This is a genomic window from Lactococcus sp. SK2-659, assembly GCF_020218185.2.
Lineage (GTDB): Bacteria > Bacillota > Bacilli > Lactobacillales > Streptococcaceae > Lactococcus > Lactococcus lactis.
In genome coordinates this window covers 128600-145749 of the sequence record NZ_JAIWQZ020000003.1, presented here as the reverse complement: position 1 = coordinate 145749, position 17150 = coordinate 128600, and the positions used below count along the sequence as shown (strand labels likewise).

At 35.3% G+C, this 17150-nt stretch carries 23 protein-coding genes and 1 pseudogene; 7 read left to right on the top strand and 17 right to left on the bottom strand.

The genetic code is table 11. The features are described 5' to 3' along the window. Positions 1-89 precede the first annotated feature (89 nt). The 11 genes from LDP15_RS10790 to LDP15_RS10740 all read right to left on the bottom strand — a co-directional run bounded on the left by LDP15_RS10790 (position 90) and on the right by LDP15_RS10740 (position 5232). Positions 90-1724, bottom strand: coding sequence for a phage/plasmid primase, P4 family (locus LDP15_RS10790; RefSeq protein WP_225513519.1), 1635 nt, complete (start codon positions 1722-1724; stop codon positions 90-92). Between the two features lie 10 nt (positions 1725-1734). Then, positions 1735-2529: a bifunctional DNA primase/polymerase gene (locus tag LDP15_RS10785; protein WP_225513518.1), complete on the bottom strand. Its 795-nt coding sequence runs from the start codon at positions 2527-2529 to the stop codon at positions 1735-1737. Between the two features lie 3 nt (positions 2530-2532). Further along, positions 2533-2871, bottom strand: a complete 339-nt coding sequence (locus tag LDP15_RS10780; RefSeq protein ID WP_225513517.1) for a hypothetical protein — start codon at positions 2869-2871, stop codon at positions 2533-2535. Between the two features lie 46 nt (positions 2872-2917). Further along, entirely contained in the window at positions 2918-3199 is a 282-nt protein-coding gene (locus tag LDP15_RS10775) for a hypothetical protein (RefSeq protein WP_225513516.1), read from the bottom strand. Next, complete coding sequence (locus LDP15_RS10770; protein WP_225513515.1) at positions 3192-3428, bottom strand: hypothetical protein; 237 nt, start codon at positions 3426-3428, stop codon at positions 3192-3194. The genes LDP15_RS10775 and LDP15_RS10770 overlap by 8 nt, the downstream gene beginning before the upstream one ends. Continuing rightward, on the bottom strand, positions 3421-3624 hold the full coding sequence (locus tag LDP15_RS10765) for a hypothetical protein (RefSeq protein WP_225513514.1): 204 nt from the start codon (positions 3622-3624) through the stop codon (positions 3421-3423). Before LDP15_RS10765 ends, LDP15_RS10770 begins: the two co-directional genes overlap by 8 nt. Further along, positions 3621-3773: a hypothetical protein gene (locus tag LDP15_RS10760; RefSeq protein ID WP_225513513.1), complete on the bottom strand. Its 153-nt coding sequence runs from the start codon at positions 3771-3773 to the stop codon at positions 3621-3623. The genes LDP15_RS10765 and LDP15_RS10760 overlap by 4 nt, the downstream gene beginning before the upstream one ends. After that, complete coding sequence (locus LDP15_RS10755; RefSeq protein ID WP_225513512.1) at positions 3770-3919, bottom strand: hypothetical protein; 150 nt, start codon at positions 3917-3919, stop codon at positions 3770-3772. Before LDP15_RS10755 ends, LDP15_RS10760 begins: the two co-directional genes overlap by 4 nt. Positions 3920-3921: 2 nt before the next feature. Beyond that, on the bottom strand, positions 3922-4116 hold the full coding sequence (locus LDP15_RS10750) for a DUF1655 domain-containing protein (protein ID WP_023163769.1): 195 nt from the start codon (positions 4114-4116) through the stop codon (positions 3922-3924). 71 nt (positions 4117-4187) lie between these two features. Beyond that, complete coding sequence (locus tag LDP15_RS10745) at positions 4188-4880, bottom strand: Bro-N domain-containing protein (protein ID WP_373442489.1); 693 nt, start codon at positions 4878-4880, stop codon at positions 4188-4190. Between the two features lie 172 nt (positions 4881-5052). Beyond that, positions 5053-5232: a hypothetical protein gene (locus LDP15_RS10740; protein WP_225513499.1), complete on the bottom strand. Its 180-nt coding sequence runs from the start codon at positions 5230-5232 to the stop codon at positions 5053-5055. Between the two features lie 131 nt (positions 5233-5363). On the opposite strand from LDP15_RS10740, the gene LDP15_RS10735 reads away from it, so the two are divergent. The 5 genes and pseudogenes from LDP15_RS10735 to LDP15_RS10715 all read left to right on the top strand — a co-directional run bounded on the left by LDP15_RS10735 (position 5364) and on the right by LDP15_RS10715 (position 10704). Further along, positions 5364-5975 (top strand): helix-turn-helix domain-containing protein, encoded by a 612-nt coding sequence (locus LDP15_RS10735; RefSeq protein ID WP_012898677.1) that lies wholly within the window; start codon positions 5364-5366, stop codon positions 5973-5975. A 32-nt stretch (positions 5976-6007) separates the two neighbouring features. Continuing rightward, a pseudogene (locus tag LDP15_RS10730) lies at positions 6008-6199 on the top strand (hypothetical protein); the annotation flags it as partial. 580 nt (positions 6200-6779) lie between these two features. Then, entirely contained in the window at positions 6780-8099 is a 1320-nt protein-coding gene (locus LDP15_RS10725) for a DNA/RNA non-specific endonuclease (RefSeq protein WP_225513498.1), read from the top strand. 584 nt (positions 8100-8683) lie between these two features. Then, a complete protein-coding gene (locus LDP15_RS10720; protein WP_225513497.1) occupies positions 8684-9865 on the top strand; it encodes a site-specific integrase in 1182 nt (393 codons plus the stop codon). A 212-nt stretch (positions 9866-10077) separates the two neighbouring features. Beyond that, positions 10078-10704 (top strand): copper homeostasis protein CutC, encoded by a 627-nt coding sequence (locus LDP15_RS10715; protein WP_015427106.1) that lies wholly within the window; start codon positions 10078-10080, stop codon positions 10702-10704. A gap of 38 nt (positions 10705-10742) precedes the next feature. Here LDP15_RS10715 and LDP15_RS10710 read toward each other — a convergent pair whose 3' ends face one another. The 3 genes from LDP15_RS10710 to LDP15_RS10700 are packed head-to-tail and all read right to left on the bottom strand — an operon-like array spanning position 10743 to position 14349. Then, complete coding sequence (locus LDP15_RS10710) at positions 10743-11762, bottom strand: ABC transporter permease (RefSeq protein ID WP_015427107.1); 1020 nt, start codon at positions 11760-11762, stop codon at positions 10743-10745. Further along, positions 11755-12525, bottom strand: coding sequence for an ABC transporter ATP-binding protein (locus LDP15_RS10705; protein WP_004254655.1), 771 nt, complete (start codon positions 12523-12525; stop codon positions 11755-11757). Before LDP15_RS10705 ends, LDP15_RS10710 begins: the two co-directional genes overlap by 8 nt. Positions 12526-12543: 18 nt before the next feature. Continuing rightward, positions 12544-14349, bottom strand: a complete 1806-nt coding sequence (locus tag LDP15_RS10700) for a glycerophosphoryl diester phosphodiesterase membrane domain-containing protein (RefSeq protein WP_042230629.1) — start codon at positions 14347-14349, stop codon at positions 12544-12546. A 278-nt stretch (positions 14350-14627) separates the two neighbouring features. On the opposite strand from LDP15_RS10700, the gene LDP15_RS10695 reads away from it, so the two are divergent. Together LDP15_RS10695 and LDP15_RS10690 are read left to right on the top strand one after the other, a co-directional pair. Then, positions 14628-15029 (top strand): HIT family protein, encoded by a 402-nt coding sequence (locus tag LDP15_RS10695; protein WP_004254651.1) that lies wholly within the window; start codon positions 14628-14630, stop codon positions 15027-15029. Positions 15030-15041: 12 nt separating this feature from the next. Further along, positions 15042-15263, top strand: a complete 222-nt coding sequence (locus LDP15_RS10690) for a hypothetical protein (RefSeq protein WP_010906257.1) — start codon at positions 15042-15044, stop codon at positions 15261-15263. 11 nt (positions 15264-15274) lie between these two features. On the opposite strand, the gene LDP15_RS10685 is transcribed toward LDP15_RS10690, so the two are convergent. The 3 genes from LDP15_RS10685 to rplK form a co-directional block, all read right to left on the bottom strand. Continuing rightward, positions 15275-15619, bottom strand: coding sequence for a hypothetical protein (locus tag LDP15_RS10685; protein ID WP_015427109.1), 345 nt, complete (start codon positions 15617-15619; stop codon positions 15275-15277). 77 nt (positions 15620-15696) lie between these two features. Next, positions 15697-16386 carry a 50S ribosomal protein L1 gene (gene rplA / locus LDP15_RS10680; RefSeq protein WP_004254644.1) on the bottom strand — a complete coding sequence of 230 codons (690 nt, stop codon included), beginning with the start codon at positions 16384-16386 and terminating at the stop codon, positions 15697-15699. A gap of 338 nt (positions 16387-16724) precedes the next feature. After that, positions 16725-17150 carry a 50S ribosomal protein L11 gene (gene rplK, locus LDP15_RS10675; RefSeq protein WP_004254643.1) on the bottom strand — a complete coding sequence of 142 codons (426 nt, stop codon included), beginning with the start codon at positions 17148-17150 and terminating at the stop codon, positions 16725-16727.

Below are 17150 nucleotides of genomic sequence, written 5' to 3'. Positions count from 1 at the left end.
CGGTATCACGGTTTCAAAGTCCCGCAAATGGCTTAACCACGCGCTTAAACTTGATACCGCTGTCGGTATCATGTTACCGTAGTACGGTGTCATTTTCGCTTTTTCTTACGTAAATAGCCTTTTGTCATACTTTTTTGTTTGTCTTCGTCCCAATGAAACAACCGTCTAAAAAGCTCGTACTCCTCTGCTCGGTGTAAATCGATCGCTCTGTTAAAACCTGCACCGCTCGGTCGTCTGCTTGTTTTTTCCCATTCTTCTTTAATATGGTCAGGTAACTTAAGTTCAAACTCTCGCTTAGTAAAGGGCTTCACTCCCTCATCTTCACACCATGCACGATATAAGGCACTTAGAAAAGCAGTTGGTAGAAAATCACTGACAAACTCCTCAAACATATCATTTACAAAGGCTAGTACATTGTCATTGCTGATTTTGAAGTCATTTAATAGCCCTTGTGTGGCTTTTGGTTCATCAAACTTCTCAAAGTTAAGGGATAACGCAATTTTAAGGACATACTCTAAAACGTCTTTGCGTTTAATATAATCATCTTTGATTTTCCAGTTGTCATTATCTGCGGTAAAAGACTTTTCAAAAGGCACGATAAGCAAACGCCTATAAGTTCCATTTGACTTATTCCTAAACTTGGGTAAGAAGTTAGTAGATTGAATGACTAATTTATTAAAGACGGCTAGTGTTGGTTGTTTTCCTTTCGCTTCAATAGGTACTGGGTCGCCAGTAACCACGCTGAAATAGTTCCCTGCATTGTCTAAATAGCTGACTTGGCTGTCATCTCCAATAATGCAAGTCTTCCCAACGACTTGGGAAAGAGAAAAGCGTTCAGAAAATTGTTCAGCTTTGACACTTGCGACGTTCTCACGTCCTATTAAGTTCATGATTAAACTCTGAAATGTCCCTTTGCCGTCGTTTCCCTTACCTACTAGCCACGCGCCTTTACGATAGGAGTAATTGCCGTTAGTGCTTGCTGAAATAATCTGCCATAAAAGGCTAACAAGTTCTTTATCTCCGCTCATTAAATCAAGTAACCAGCTATCAACGTCCCAACCGTTAATATTAGGAGGTTCAGCGCGTGCATTGTAGCGTGTTGAAATAGTAGAAGTAAAGACATACTTAGCATTAAACGGCTCTAATTGTTGGGTTTTCTTATTGAAAATACCGTTTGCTACTGGGATAAGATGAGCTTCTGCGGTTTGCTGTTTAACCTCTGCTAAGGTTTCAAGTTTGAATAAGACTTCTTTTGACCGTGCTTGACTATAAGACGGCTCTAGCCAGTAGATAAGCCGATGAAAGAAATTTTCATTTGTTTCGTATATTCCTAATTCAGGGTTATAAACGCCTAATAGTCCGCTTTGGTGATCTAATTTGATGACTTTGAGCGTTTTATAGATGATTCTAGCCGTATCTAAGGGACTTAGTGACTTGGGTGCGTTACCGTCTTTGTTCGGTGTGCTTAGAAATAACGCGCGGTGTTCAAAGAATAATTTTTTAATTTTCTTTAAATTCTGCGTGTGTTCTTGAATATAATCATAACTATTTATGATGTCACGTTCCTGCTCAATCCAGTTTACTATTGCTTCGGTGTAAGCCGTTTGGCTAAATGTTTTTATGCCGTTTTCTTTGTATTCTGTGAAGTCCTCTATTTTAGGTTTCGGACTTCTTACATTTTCCTGTGGTGTTTCTGCCACAAGTTTTTCTAATTGGTCTGTCATGAGTTCCTTTCTATTTCATCTTGAATACACTTTTCCAAATGGTCGCCAGCTCGTCATCAGGTAAGGGCGGACTGGTTCGATTGTTAAAGGTTCGCAATAAGTCCATGCAACTATTGTTATCAATGCCAATCTTTCGCCAGTAGTGAAGTATTCGGTTCGTGTCATTGTTTCGGTTGCCTTTTCTTGCGCCTTGGTTGAATAACTCCCACATTTCAGCGCCATAAGTCCTACTTCCTGTTATAGACTTTGCGCGTGCCTGTGGTCGTTGTATCATTTCTAATAACCAGTCAGGACAATCAGAAAGGTTATCAAAAGTGAGTGGTTCGTTAGTTTCTGTGCCATTCAAAGGCATATAATCGCCGTCTGTGCGTTTGCTCGGATATATGGGTGTGAAGTGTGTTTTTATCTCTACGCCGTCCGCTAGTTCGCTGACAATCGGCTGATTAAATAGCTCTTTCGGAACTTTAAAGAAAACGTGCAAGCCGTTGCCTGTGGGTGTCTTTTCAACATAGGTACTTAATATTTCGCCCTCGCTGTTTTCATTCCACAAGCGACTGAAAACATTCCGACCATTCTGTCCGTTTTCGTGTTGGTCTAAGTCAATACAAATCAAACCACTATTTCTAAGATTAATCATAATGTTGCGGTTCGGTATTTCATCAAACCACGCGCTCACTGTGATTTCGTCAAGTGTTCCGCTTGAAGTTCCTTTTATAACAGCTCTCTCGCTTTTACCTGCTGGATAACCAGCGATAACAGAAAAGCCACGACTAATACAGTTTAGGGCTTGTTCTTTTGGTGTCAATCGTCAGTCCTCCTGAAAGAGTTGGTCAATCCAATCAAGTTCTGCAAGCGTATAGCCATTGACTGCATTATTAATCGCAATGCCTGTGCGTTGTTTTTTTATGATTCCAGCTCTGCGCTCTTCCTCATTAGTTGGGATAAAATAGCCGTTATCAATCGAACCAATGGCGCAACCCTGTTTGTGTAGGTACTCAATTCTGCTTTGTAAAGTTCTAAAATCAATATCAAGGGCTTGTGCTAAAATCTTGCCTTTGACAGCTCGTTCAATTCCTCGATGTTCAGCAAGAAATTTAATAATATTTTGGTCTAATTTTTGTAAGTCAGTTAGTTTTCTTAATGTCATTTTTTATTTTCCTCTCTTAATCCTTTTTGCCTTGCCTGACAAGTTGCTAAGTATCTATGATGATGAATTTGCATATATCATCAATCAAATAGTAAATAAGTGTGGTTTTGTATCGCGGTTTGTAGCGGTTCAATCCGTGCTTTTCCCAATTATCAAGAGTGCCGTCTGATATATCTAAGTCTTCCATAACACGCTTTTTAGAGATATAAGGTAATACTCGCTTTTCATTTCTGATTTTGAGCTGTGTACCAAGATACTTATTAAATAGGCTGATGACTTTATCAACTAAGCCACGCGCCACAAGGTTCGTTAAGGTGTCGTCATTCACTCCCTGCCTCCTTTGGCTTCTCTTTTTTCATAATCAAACTAGCTATTTCATTGATATCTTCCACTCGTTCACTCATCATAAAAAACGATGTCATTAAAGTATCTTTCAATCTATCCAATTCGTATTCCCTACCTCCTTTTTCGAGTCCGTAAATTCTTTGTACTTCATCAAAAACCATTGTTAGGATTGCTGAAACCTCAGCATTTTTTAAATTAATATCTTCAATCATTTTTTTCTCCTTTTTTAAAAATCTGTAAACTTACTAAATCAGGTTGTTTCTGTCCGAAAGTTTTAGAAAAAGGCAGTGGAACGACTGCGAACTTTTCAGCTTGTCCAGTGATACTAATTGCTATCGGTGTATTATCGTCATAACGTTCAAGAGAAGTTACAAGCGCTTTTAAATCTGATATAGTATTAATTTTCATGCTTTACCTCCTCGTTTGAGACGTAAATGGCACTTTGGCGCTTTAGATTCATTAACGATTAATAATTTTCTAACTTCAACACGGCTGAATTTAACCCACCAAATAGGTAGTATTTCTGTGCTTATAACGTCCATTTTTATAAATTTCATTCCATGCCCCCTCTAACTAGTTGTCGCTTACCTGTAAATTCATAAGGGATATTTATAAATAATATCCTGTCAGTAGTCATGCCAATAACTGGCTTAGCTGTCTTATCATGAGCGATATAAACACGTTTAAATCTTTTGAATTTCATGCTTACCCCTTAACCATTTCTACTTGAATGTTATTTTCTAAAGTTGTGAAAGTAACTACTGATTGACCGTCAAACAAGCGGTAGACATACTCATTAAGTTGGATAAAGTGGCGTGCTTTGGCTTTTAATAAGTCCATGAGTTCAAAGGCTATTGAATCGTCAAGGATATAAGTTTCTTTGTTTACTGGTTTGTTCATATTGAAAATTCCTCTCATTATGGTAAAATAAGAGCATGAAATCACGTTAGCGCGTGACTCATGCTTTGTTATTAAAAGTCTTTACTTTGGTCGGTTGGGACTTTTTCTTTTGTCAAAAATTCTTTGATTTGGTGTCGGTCAAAACCTAAATCTAGTAAATTAGTAATACTCGATTCGTAAGTTTGCAGTAACTGCAGTTCTTCAGGACTGTCAAGCATTTGTTTAAGTTTAGCGTTAGTACGTCCTAGCGCTTTTCTCATGCCTTGGACACTCTTATATTTGCCGTTAGTAACCAGAGCCGTCAGCATATTAGCAAAGATAACGTGATAGTTCGGCTCAAAGTGTGGACTTTCCTTAATGGCGGTGGACAAATCTCTACGTGTGATAGTAGCTTTCGCCATTTCTTTTGCTTTGACTAACTCGCCTTTGAAATAAGCATTCAATACGCTACGTGTCCATTCACGGAATTTTCGAGCCGTTTCACTTTTTGGAGCAAGGAAAAGAATTTCTTTGATTCCCTCAAACGTAAATACTCGAGTATCGTATTGCTTTCCGTCACCGTGTGCCAATTTGGCACTAACTGAAAATTCTCTGTTTTTGAGATACTTATTTTTCTGTACTAGTTTTGTAATACCATATCTAGTTTGATATCCAATACATTGAGCAAGTTGTTCAGTTGTCATGAAAATTTCATGATTATCATTACGCCAAACATCACAGGTAATACCGTTGAATAACTCTTGATTGACTAATTGTAAGTTCATTTGTCCTCATTTCTACTTCGTTTAAAGACATCGCGGTCATGTTAGGGCAGTAGTTTATAGCCATGCTTAGGCTGTGAGAATCATCGCTCAATACTTACAGCGAGGTTTACGCTGTGTACCTACAATTTAGCAAAAGCTATGCAAATGCCTTTTGTTTGTTCTTGGAAGATGATTATTTATTCTTTATCAATTGTTCAAGTGCTTTTTCCACCCGCTCACGACGTTCATCATTAAGCTCTGTGCGTAACCATACGCTTAAAGTTGATGGGTAAATACCTATCTCATTGGCTACCTGCCAATTTTTTAAACGATTTTTATAAATAATTTCCCTAATGGTCTGATTAGCTTCCATTTGAAACATTCCTTTCTTACAACGCTGTTGTATAAAAACATTTTAACACAACACTGTTGTATTTGTCAACAACAATGTTGTTATTTTTGATGGAAACTGTTAAAATACAATTAGGTTAGGAGGTTAAGAAAATGGAACGTATAAAAATAGCCCGCCAAAAAAAGGGAATCAGTCAAAAAGAGTTAGCTGATTTACTGGGACTAACACAACAAGCGGTAAGTTACTATGAAAAAGGAAGTCGGATTCCTGATGAACATATATTATCCGTTATTTCTGACATATTAAATGTTCCAACTGAGTATCTTACAGGGGAAACAGACGACCCAGAAGGCTGGGACTTATGGGAAGACGCCACGGGGTATACTCCTGAACAAATAAAAAAAGAAATCAAAAGAATGAAATCCGCTAATCATATAGTTGGAGATGATAAAAACTTACAAAATTTAATTGGTCAAGCTGTATCAAATTTATCTGGAATGGGAAATACAGATCGAGGGATACTCAACTCTTTAGTGCCTAAAATTATTGATTTACAACACGAGTTATCAAAAAAATATGAAGACCCTGAAAAATTAGATAAATTGCCTCATGTAGGTGAAATGAGAATTCGTCCGGCAAATATTACAACTGCTGACCTTATTTATGATGATTTGAATGATGAGGCTTATAATAAGGCTATGGATATACTAATGCAAGCAAGACGTGATTTAGCTAATATTTCAAGTGATTTAAGGTTAAATTAATTGTGCAGAAATGAGAGTCAATAAAGAGGTTTTCTTACTACTGTGATACGAGCAATAAAAGATTTAGAGAGTGTGCTATTGATTACATCAGCCGTTTTGACATTATCACGCGCGACACGTTAAATATATACAACTTCTTAGACTTTTACGGCTATCATCACAACGCTTATGACGAAGCGCGTGCGTTGCTGTATGAGCTGTGCTGGTTTGAGTTGGTGGGGTAAACCATGAAGAAAAGAATTAAAAAACAAAAAAAGAGAATATCAGATAAAGAGTTCTCATTCTATCAGGTAATTGGAGACGTATTACTAATGTTTGTTTCTATATTTCTGTAGCCTTAACATCAATATATCTGTGAACCTCAACATTTCTCAACATGCTAAGAAATGCTAAGGTTCAAATTTATATAGCAAGTCCCAAATTTTAGGAACGAAAAAAATTTAAAATAAAAGAGGAGTTCAGTATGAGTAATGTGTTTAATTTTATCTTAATAATTCTAAAAGCAGTTCTACTATTATATGTTGTAGTCTTTTTCTTAGTGTTATTTCTAGATATTTGCAAGGCAGTTTACGCAACAATAAATAGTAAGTCATCATTTAGCGATTCATTTAAACATGAATTAAAAAAGGATTTACATATCACTTTTATAAAAACTCTTAACCCTGTAAATTTTATTTTATGGGTATTCTCGTTAGTTTAGAATTAGTAACCCTAAATTTTAGGAACGCAAAATAAAAAGCGCCTAGGCGCCTGAATTCGTAAATCTATGTGTTTCCAGTCACTAAAAACTGGTAGGAGTAATTTATGAAAAATAAAAGTAAAAAATGGTGGTTTTGGGTTCTAGCTGTTTTACTGTTTCCTTTCTTATGCCTTTATGGCATTTATCGTTTAGTTATAAATTATAGAAAGACAGGTCGAAAAGTTTGGCTAGTCGGAGTTGTCCCACTTGCGTTAGTTTCATTGTTTGGATTTGTAGTTTATGCTGGAGCATTTAGTGGGCCGAATTCTGATAATAAAACTGAAACAGCTATATCTAGCTATTCCTCTAGTTTTTCTAGCAGTTCAGTATCCACAAGCACTAAGCCTGCGAAATCTATAAGTAAGAGTACTACGAGTTCTTCCAGTTCTAAAGTAGCTAAAAAAGTAGTTGCTAGTTCATCAAGCAGTTCTACTGCAGCTATTACAACGGATATTTTAAACAAATTAAACGAGTACACTAATGCCAAGTCTGCAGGTCCTACTGGTAATTATTACTGGGAAAATGGTTCAGCAAAACTTTCGGGCTTTGAAAATTTGAAAGCAGGAGAGTATAGTTTTAATGCTGATGATAAAGGGCGTTCAGGAGTAGCACGCGCGATTTTAACATATTCACAGTTTGAAGCCTCAAAAGGTTCGAGACAAGGACAACCTTTAGACCCTCCAGCTTGGCCATCAAGCAATCCCAAAATCGCAATCACGTTCTCACTGACAGGAAGAACCTATCATGGTTATTTATACAATAGAAGTCATTCAATTGCTGACAGTCTCTTAGGAGAAGGCTCTTATACTTCACAATATAACTTCACTACTGGTACGCGTAGTCAAAACGTTGGAGCAAATCAAAATGGAGGAATGAGGTATGCGGAAGAATTAGCAGAAGATTTTTGGAAGGCTAATCCAAATACAAGTGCAACTATAAATTATCAGACAACTCCTGTTTATAATGCCAATGAAACTATACCTCGTGGCTCAATTGTAGACATCAAGTCTTCAGATAATACTCTAAATATAGAAGTGATCGTTATTAATAGTGCAGAGGGCTTAGAAATTGACTATGCCTCAGGAAATCCGATCTCTTCAACAACTCAACCAGTACAGTCAGAAGCGCCTAAAGTAAGTTCATCGCAAGCAGTAGAACAAGCCCCAGTAGTTACAGAGCCTTCATCTCAAACAGTAGCTAATGATAACTCCTACACAACTGAGGGCGGGTGGTCTATCGCAGCTCCTGGCATGGTGTTTGTTTCTGACAGCAATAAATACTATTCTTCAGTAACTAATCCAGCCAATTACCGATATATGACTCAGGCAGAGGCATCTAGTATTGCACAGCCAGCGACACGAGGTAATCAGTACGCTAGACCATAGAAAAATAAAAAGCGCCAAAATCTCATTTTATTTATATGTTTTTAGTTTCACTTTTTTCGGAAACCAATAATAGGATATGAACATTTTTGTACAAATCTCTATAGGTCCACTCTGAAATATCATATTTTGTGACCGACAAAGATGTCGGTAGCAAACTCACAAACCGCATAACAGCTTTCATAAGTAAATTTTTCATGCTTTTTTACTTAACCCCAATACGTGCAAACCTGAACCACGTTAAAAGCTGAATGCCATTCTGTCAGTAGTTATACCAAACAAAAGGCTCTATGGAGCTGTTTATCTATCCTTTTCAATATCTCATCTCTTATATAGTTGATACCGTTGATACTTTACTGTTACTATTCTTTTTTAGAAAGGTAGCACCCTAAACCCTTTATTTATATAGTTTTATAATACTTTGATACCGTTGATACCGTAAATAATACTATATCAGTTGATAATTTTATAACTCTATAAACTAATAAACCAGTTAACTAATTAATCGTATAAACTCTAATAACAATATTTCTCAATCCTTGTACATGCCTTGCCTGACATTAGTACAAAAATGAAAGGAAGAAAATATGAATATTAAAGAATATATAAAAAAAGACGGTACAAAGGTGTACCGTACTAACGTTTATTTGGGTGTGGATTCTTTAACTGGTAAGCAAGTACGAACAAGTGTAAGTGCCAATAGTAGAAAAATGTGTGAGATTAAAGCACGCCAATCTATAAATGATTTTATAAATAATGGGTCTACAATTGCAAGGGAAAAAGTCGTCTTTGATAACTTTGAATCTTTGGCTTTGAGTTGGTTTGAAAGTTATAAGCTGACAGTCAAGGAAAATAGTATAAGTGTTGCTGACAACTATTTGCGTAATTATATACTGCCTCCTATTGGCTCATATAAGCTCTCTAAGATAACGCCAATGTTATTACAAGAACTTGTCAATAAATGGGCTAATAACGCAAATACAGCCGAAATAATCAACGGGAAACGTGAAAAGGGGAAGTGTAAAGATTATAAACTACTTCTTAACTTCATCAAACGTATTCTTGATTATGGTATGCAATTAGGAGCAATCGAGGACAATCCAGCTATAAAGGTTTTTCCTCCAAAACTTAAAACAAGGACAGTCAAAAAAATTAAATATTTTGATAATGAGGAGCTAAAACAATTCTTGTCGTATCTTAATACGTTAGAACCTAACACAGATAATCGAAAAAGCAAGACCTTATACAAACTACTTCTTGCAACTGGTTTACGTGTTGGGGAAGCTATGGCTCTTTCTTGGTCAGATATTGATTTTAACAACCATTATCTCAATGTGTCTAAAACTCTGATTCAACAAAGCAATGTGATACAAGATAGTGCAAAAACAAAGGAAAGCAACCGCTCTGTGTTTTTGGATAACGACACTCTTGAAAGTTTAAAAGAATGGCGGAAATATCAAAATGACGGTGCTATATCTTTGCATGATTCTTTAGTCTTCTCATATCATCAAAAAATGAGGTCTTATGAAATAGAGAGACAGAAATTAGTGAGACACTTCAAAAATGCTGGAGTACCTAACATTGGCTTTCACGGTTTTCGTCATACTCACGCTAGTCTTTTAATGAACAACGATGTTAACCCTAAAGAGATACAAAGACGATTAGGACATGCTGATTATGCTATCACAATGAATACATATAGCCACCTTGCCAAAAGTAAAGAAAAAGAGACCGCTGAAAAGTTCAGCGATATCTTAAAAGCATTATGATTTTTTGAGGCTAACGTAGTAAAAAGCGTAAAAAATTTTGTTTATAACCGCTACAACCCTTATATATCAAGGATTGAAGCTCTATATTTTAACATAGTTCTATTCTAGCATAATCACTTTCATTCTTTTTATTCAAAATAATTCTTGTAATTTTTTTAAGTTAAACAAGATAATCATGTTATAATAATTTTAGTAGATGAAAGGAAGAAATTATGATTATCCGAGAACTTTGCCTTGAAAATTTTACCAAAATTCCTCAAGCGCTTCAAGCCGGCGTTGAGAGAATTGAACTTTGCGACAACCTCGCAGTTGGAGGAACCACTCCTTCTTATGGTGTCATTGAAGAAGCTGCCAAATATGTTGCCGAAAGTAAGACAACTCTTGCTGTCATGATTCGTCCTCGCGGTGGTAATTTTGTTTATAATTCTCATGAACTTAAAATTATTGAGACTGATACACTTAAAGCTGTTGAAGCTGGTGCCCAAAACATTGTATTTGGTGCCCTTACTCCTGACAATGAAATAGATACTGACGCACTTGAAACAGTGAGTATTGCCGCACAAGGGCTCCCAATCACTTTCCACATGGCTTTTGATGAAGTCACTGATCAAGAAAAAGCAATTGACCAACTTGTCGAATTTGGCGTAGATAAAATTTTGACGCACGGTGGGCCACTTGACCAACCCTTAAATACTGACAAACTTAAAAGTCTTATTGACTATGCTAAAGGAAAAATTAACATTATTATTGGTGGGGGTGTCAATGCTGAAAACTTTGAAAACCTCGCTCAATTAACCAGAACAAATTATGTTCATGGTACAAAAATTATCAAATTATAAATAAAAAGTTACTGACAGACATTCTATCAGTAACTTTTTTATTTATTTTTAAGTCGGAATCTAACATAAAATTTTGTCAGTAAAAAGTTCGTAAGTAATATAATCAAACTCAAGAAAAATGGTCGAACAAAAATTAATGACAGAATCAATTCAACAATTGTCACAAACATCATCACTCTAAAAATAAGCACCCGTAAGCCAGCTGTTTTAGCCGCTTTTTTCAGTGGATAAATTCTTGTTAAAAGTTGATAATCAAAAGCCGTTTGTAATGATAAAAGTTGAAAAATAAGCAAATAGTTAAATACAACCACCATAATAATGGCAACAATTCCATTATTAATAAAAATCATCGCTAAAATTGACAAAATAAGTAAACGAATCGTTAAACCAAGATAATCTCCTGAGCGTAAAAAACTTCTTGTAAATAGATACTCATAAGTTCTTTTTGTTTTCGTCAGTAGAAAATCAAGATATTTCCGACGATGACTGTGTGATTTAAGTCCCTTAACATTCGTAAACAGTGAAAATAATCTTAAAGTTCCTGTTTTTCGTCCTTCTTCTAAATCAATCAAGAAAGCCCAATCCAAAAGTCCACTTTTTTGAGAAGTCCAAATTTTGTAAGCCAACCAAGCCGCTTTGATTGCGACAAGTAAGACGAACCAAAGGACTAAGAAAATAGGATTAAATCTTAATAATGGAGCAGCAATCAAAACCAAAAGTGCTGACACAACTGCTGGAATAATCAAAGAGCGGATTAAACATTTTACTAAATATGCCCGAACTTCCATTTCTTTTGTCAGTAAAAAAACTTTATCTGGACTCTCAATAAATGTTGCCAAACGTCCCACAATTTGACTAGCCAAACTGATCAAAATAACTAAAATAATTTTGCCCCATAAATTCAGCTGATGAATTTGTAGAAAGTTAATATACTGAACTACCAAAGCTCCTAATAAAATCATCAGGAACAAAACAAAATGGTCATTAAAAACATAACGAAGATATTTTATATTTTGCTTATACCAAAGGTTACGTCGTTTTTTTAAAATTTCATTCATTTGACTTTCCTGCCTCTACAACTTCTTTAGAGTTTGGAATATTTCCTTTTGTTAAGGCAAGATAAATTTCATCTAAACTTGCCTTAGGCTGATTAAATTGAGTCCGTAATTCTTCTACTGTTCCAAAAGCAACAACTTGACCTTCATGCAAAACAATAAATTTATCACAGAATTTTTCAGCTGTGGACAAGATATGTGTACTCATTAAAATCGAACTTCCTGATTTTTTCATGTCAATCATCAAGTCAATCAAATCCTGAATCGCAAGCGGATCAAGTCCCATAAAAGGTTCATCAACAATATAGAGCGAAGGTTCCACTAAGAATGCGCAGATAATCATCACTTTTTGTTTCATCCCTTTTGAAAAATTCACAGGGAACCAATCTAATTTATCACTCAAGCGGAAAGTTTCTAATAATTTTTCAGCACGTTCAAAAGCCAAGTCAACAGAAATCCCGTAAGCTAAAGCTGTCACTTCAATATGTTCACGCAAAGTCAATTCTTCATATAAACTTGGTGTTTCTGGAATGAAACCAATTTTTCTACGATAGCCTTCTAAATCTTGTTGTAAAGTTAAGCCGTCTAATTCAATTTGTCCAGAATAAGGAGTCAAAAGTCCAATAATTTCTTGAATTGTTGTCGATTTTCCTGCCCCATTTAAACCAATGAGTCCAACTAACTCACCTTCTTTAATTTCAAAATTAAGGTCTTTTAAGACAGGATGCCCCAAATAGCCACCTGTTAGATTTGTTACTTTTAACATACATTCCTCTTTTCAATCTTATTCTATATTTATTATTGAAGTCATTCTTAAAATACGTTGCGCATAGCTCGGATTATCATCATCCTCGGCGATAACTTCTTTTAAGTCATCAAGATTATCTGTAATAATTCCATCTACTCCATTGAACATCTGTTCTCTCATATCCGTTTCGTCATTGACCGTCCAAGCAAAAACCATCTGCTTTCTTGCCTGAGCTTTATCCACAAAACTACTATTGAGTGTTGTGGCCTCCATGGTATAGGCCGACATCTTAGTTTGTGGGAAAAGTAAGTTGAACGGAAGGATGAAACTCACTTTAATCTTAGGATTAATTTTTTGTTCAATTAAAAGAGCATTATAATCTAAAGAATGAATCATAGCCTTATCTTTTAAAAGCCGTGCACCATATTTTTTACTAAAATTTTCAACCATCTTTGGAGAATCAAATGGAGAAACTTTAATCTCAACCAGTAATTTTTGGTTAACTTTTTCAGCAGCCGCTAAATAATCATCAAAACTTGGGATTAAAGCCTTTTTCCCATTTTCCGAAACAACTGTATTCGTCAATTCTGCTAAGGTAAGTTTTTGTGGCGGAATATCAATTCCAGCTAAATCTTTTAAAGTTGGATCATGGAAAACAACAAATTGATGGTCTTTTGTTTCCTGAATATCCATTTCAACATAATCTGGTTTTGATTTAGCCGTAGCTTCCATGGCTGGAATTGTATTTTGCACCCCATTTTCTTCATCAACTCCCCGATGTGAAATGGTTAAAGGGACAGTATCCATAAATCCTTCAACATAAGTCCAGCTCACTAAAGCAAAAATTAAAACAGCTAAAGTAGAAAAAATTATTTTATATTTTCTTCTAACTTTCGGAGATTTTTTTACTACTTCTGAAATTTCAAAGGCTTCCAAGTCAGCTTCTCTTATCAAGTAACTAAAAAGCATGACCAAACTCAAGGTAGATATAATAGAGCTTCCCAACCAAATCAAATCCAGTATTGACACTGCTCCCACAAGAGCAAAAGAAGTTTTATCCAAATAATCTTGGGCAAAGTAGCCGCCCATAAAAAGAAGCCCCTGCATTATTATACTAAATAAACCGATAAGTCCAAAATAAACAGATAGTCTGAAAAAATTTCTAACTCCTTTTGTTCGTTTTAAACTTTCTTTTATTGCTACTTTCAATGATTTACCTTTTAAAATCATCAGTGGAAGAGTCAAAATTAAACGGGTACTAATCCAAAATGTTATAGCATAAAATAGGAACAAAATTAGCATATTTTGCCAACTTTTAAAGAAAAATTCAAATGTAAAAACAGGAATTTTAATTTTCGACAAAAGCGGCGTACTAAAAACATAACGTCCAAAAGGAATAATTAATAAAAAATAAAATACGAAAAAGACTAATTGTTGAATTCTGACATTTTTAAGATCCGAAATAACTTGCCTAAATAAACTTTTTAAACTAAAAGTTCTCGCCTGAATCAAACGAATTCCTTGAAACTGAACGATGAATTGCAGATAAACCAAAAAGATGAGCACAAACAAGACAACTACGAGCCCCAAAACTCCTAAGAAATGCTGCTGAAACAAGTTTCCAAGATTATTATAAGAAACATAAGGAATTCCACTAACTCGCATAATAAGCTCAGAAATGGATTCTAAAAGTGGAATAATAACAAGTGTGATGACTATAGTTGCCCCAACAAAAATCGAAAGATATTCAAACCAAAACTTAAAAAACTCTCGCAAATATTTAAAAATCAAACCAAGTGGCCGATTAGCATTCTTTTTCTTCTTAGCTTTTTTTCTCACCATACTCCTAAACTCCCCCATACTTTCTCTAAACAGAAGAATAATTTTCATTACATTATATCAAATTTATAAAATAAAAAATGCTTAGATTTAAGTTATAATAAATAAAAGTTTTATTTATTATAACATATTTGAATTTCCCTTTTTCGGCAATTCCCTTACGATTTAGTAAGTTTCAGCATTATTACTGGGATTTTTAGCTTATTTATAATATAATCTAAGTATATTATAAGTTTTGACTTTGAGTAAAGAGTCATTATTACTACTGGAGGACCTATCAAATGGAAGATTGTATTTTTTGCAAAATTATCGCTGGTGAAATTCCTAGCACCAAAATTTATGAAGATGATGATGTTCTTGCCTTCCTTGATATCACTCAAACAACTAAAGGGCATACATTAGTGGTTCCCAAAAAACATTATCGCAACATTCTTTCAATGACAGGCGAACAATCAGCTGAACTTTTCAGCAAGGTCCCTTTTATTGCCAACAAAATTGTTAATAATCTTCATGCTAAAGGGATGAACATTTTACAAAATAACGAAGAAATCGCTGGTCAAACTGTTTTCCATACTCATATTCACCTTATTCCTCGTTTTGATGAAAATGATGGTTTCGTTGGAAAATTCACTGCTCATGATTATGATTTAGCTGAAATTGCTAAAGAAATCAATGGCCAATAAAAGGACATTACTATGATTGAATTATTTAAAGACTTAAAAAATATCATTGGCGAGTTGTCAGAAGAAGTCAACACGATGAAAGTAAATGTGGAACGTGTTCAAGAAGAAGGTATCAAAGCAGAAAAAGTTGGAAAAGATATCCAAAAAAAAGTAGATGAATTTCAAATTTCCATCCAACCTAGAGTTGAAAAAATTAATGAACTTGTTAATCAAATAAATAAAAGAGTTGAATAATTTCAACCCTTTTATTTTTTTGATTTTTCTTGATGTTTATAAAACTGTCTCCCCCAAAAAATCCCCAATAATTGGGACAAGACAAAACTAACAACTATGACCAGCATTTTTTCGACATCATGATGTTGAATATAAGTAAAGGTATGTTGTGAAAAATATAGAATACTTATGAATATAATATTAATAATATTCATTCCAATAATTCGCCAATGTCTTCCTTTGGTACTTTCCCAAAAACTGATAAAAAGAATGAGAATGGTAACGACCTCTAATCCAATCAGCGTCAAGTTTAGAACTTGAAAAAGATAGGCAATTGCAAAGATAATTGTTGTATAAGCCCATATAAATAATAACATACCTCATTCTAGCATGTTTTTTTATATTCTACAATAAATAAAAAAAGAGAAAAATATTTTTCTCTTTTTTATTGTTATTAGAATGATGCAGAATCAACTTTAACACCAGGACCCATTGTAGTTGTAACAGAAAGGTTTGTGATGTAAGCTCCTTTAGATGCAGCAGGTTTAGCAGCTGCAATTACAGAGTTCAAAGCTTTAAAGTTTTCAACAAGTTTTTCTGTATCGAATGAAACTTTACCGATTGGAACATGAACGTTACCAGCTTTGTCAGCACGGTAGTTAACTTTACCAGCTTTTGATTCTTCAACTGCTTTAGTTACATCCATAGTAACTGTACCAGTTTTAGGGTTTGGCATCAAGTTACGTGGTCCGAGGACACGTCCAAGACGTCCAACAACAGCCATCATATCAGGTGTTGCGATAACAACGTCGAAGTCCAACCATCCACCGTTGATTTTAGCAACGAGTTCATCAGAACCAACGAAGTCTGCACCAGCTGCTGTAGCTTCTTCAGCTTTCGCACCTTTAGCGAAAACGAGAACACGAGCAGTTTTACCAGTACCGTTTGGCAATACCATTGCTCCACGGATTTGTTGGTCAGATTTTTTAACGTCGATGTTAAGGTTGTAAGCAACTTCTACAGTTGCATCAAATTTTGCAAATGAAGTTTCTTTTGCAAGTGCTACAGCTTCTTCTACGCTGTATAATTTAGTTGCGTCGATTTTTTCAATCGCTGCGCGCAATGCTTTACTTTTTTTAGCCATTTCTATTTTCTCCTTGTGGTAATATCGGTTGTCTGTCTTCCTTGTTGCGTTTGAAAATTCGCTCTGCTGCGCTCAAAGGAAAATATTCCCCTCCAAACACGGTCTTTATACTAAACGTCGGAAGCTATTTTCTCGCTCCTCGCCGCTCAGATGAACTAATAGTACTTTTATAACAACAAGAGTAACAGCCTTCCACTAAATGTGTGGATTGCATGTGTGACTTTTTCTGAATTTACAATATGTAAATCTCGAAAATTTAGTCGAAGTACGAGGCGACAGGTTCCGAAGCCTACCTAAGTAGGTGAGGGTTCTGTCAACGAAGTAATTCGTCTAAATTTTTAGTCAGTAACAGTGAATCCCATAGATTTTGCAGTACCTTCAATCATTGACATTGCAGTTTCAACTGATGACGCGTTAAGGTCAGGCATTTTGAGTTCCGCAATTTCTTTGATTTGTGCTTTTGTAACTGAAGCAACTTTTGTTTTGTTAGGTTCACCAGAACCTTTTTGAACGCCTGCTGCTTTTTTCAAAAGAACTGCTGCTGGAGGAGTTTTTGTGATGAATGTAAATGATTTGTCATCATAAACTGAGATAACAACTGGGATGATCATACCAGCTTGGTCAGCTGTACGAGCGTTGAATTCTTTTGTGAATCCCATGATGTTAACACCTGCTTGACCCAAAGCTGGTCCAACTGGTGGAGCTGGTGTTGCTTTACCGGCAGGGATTTGTAATTTAACGAGTTTTTCTACTTGTTTAGCCAC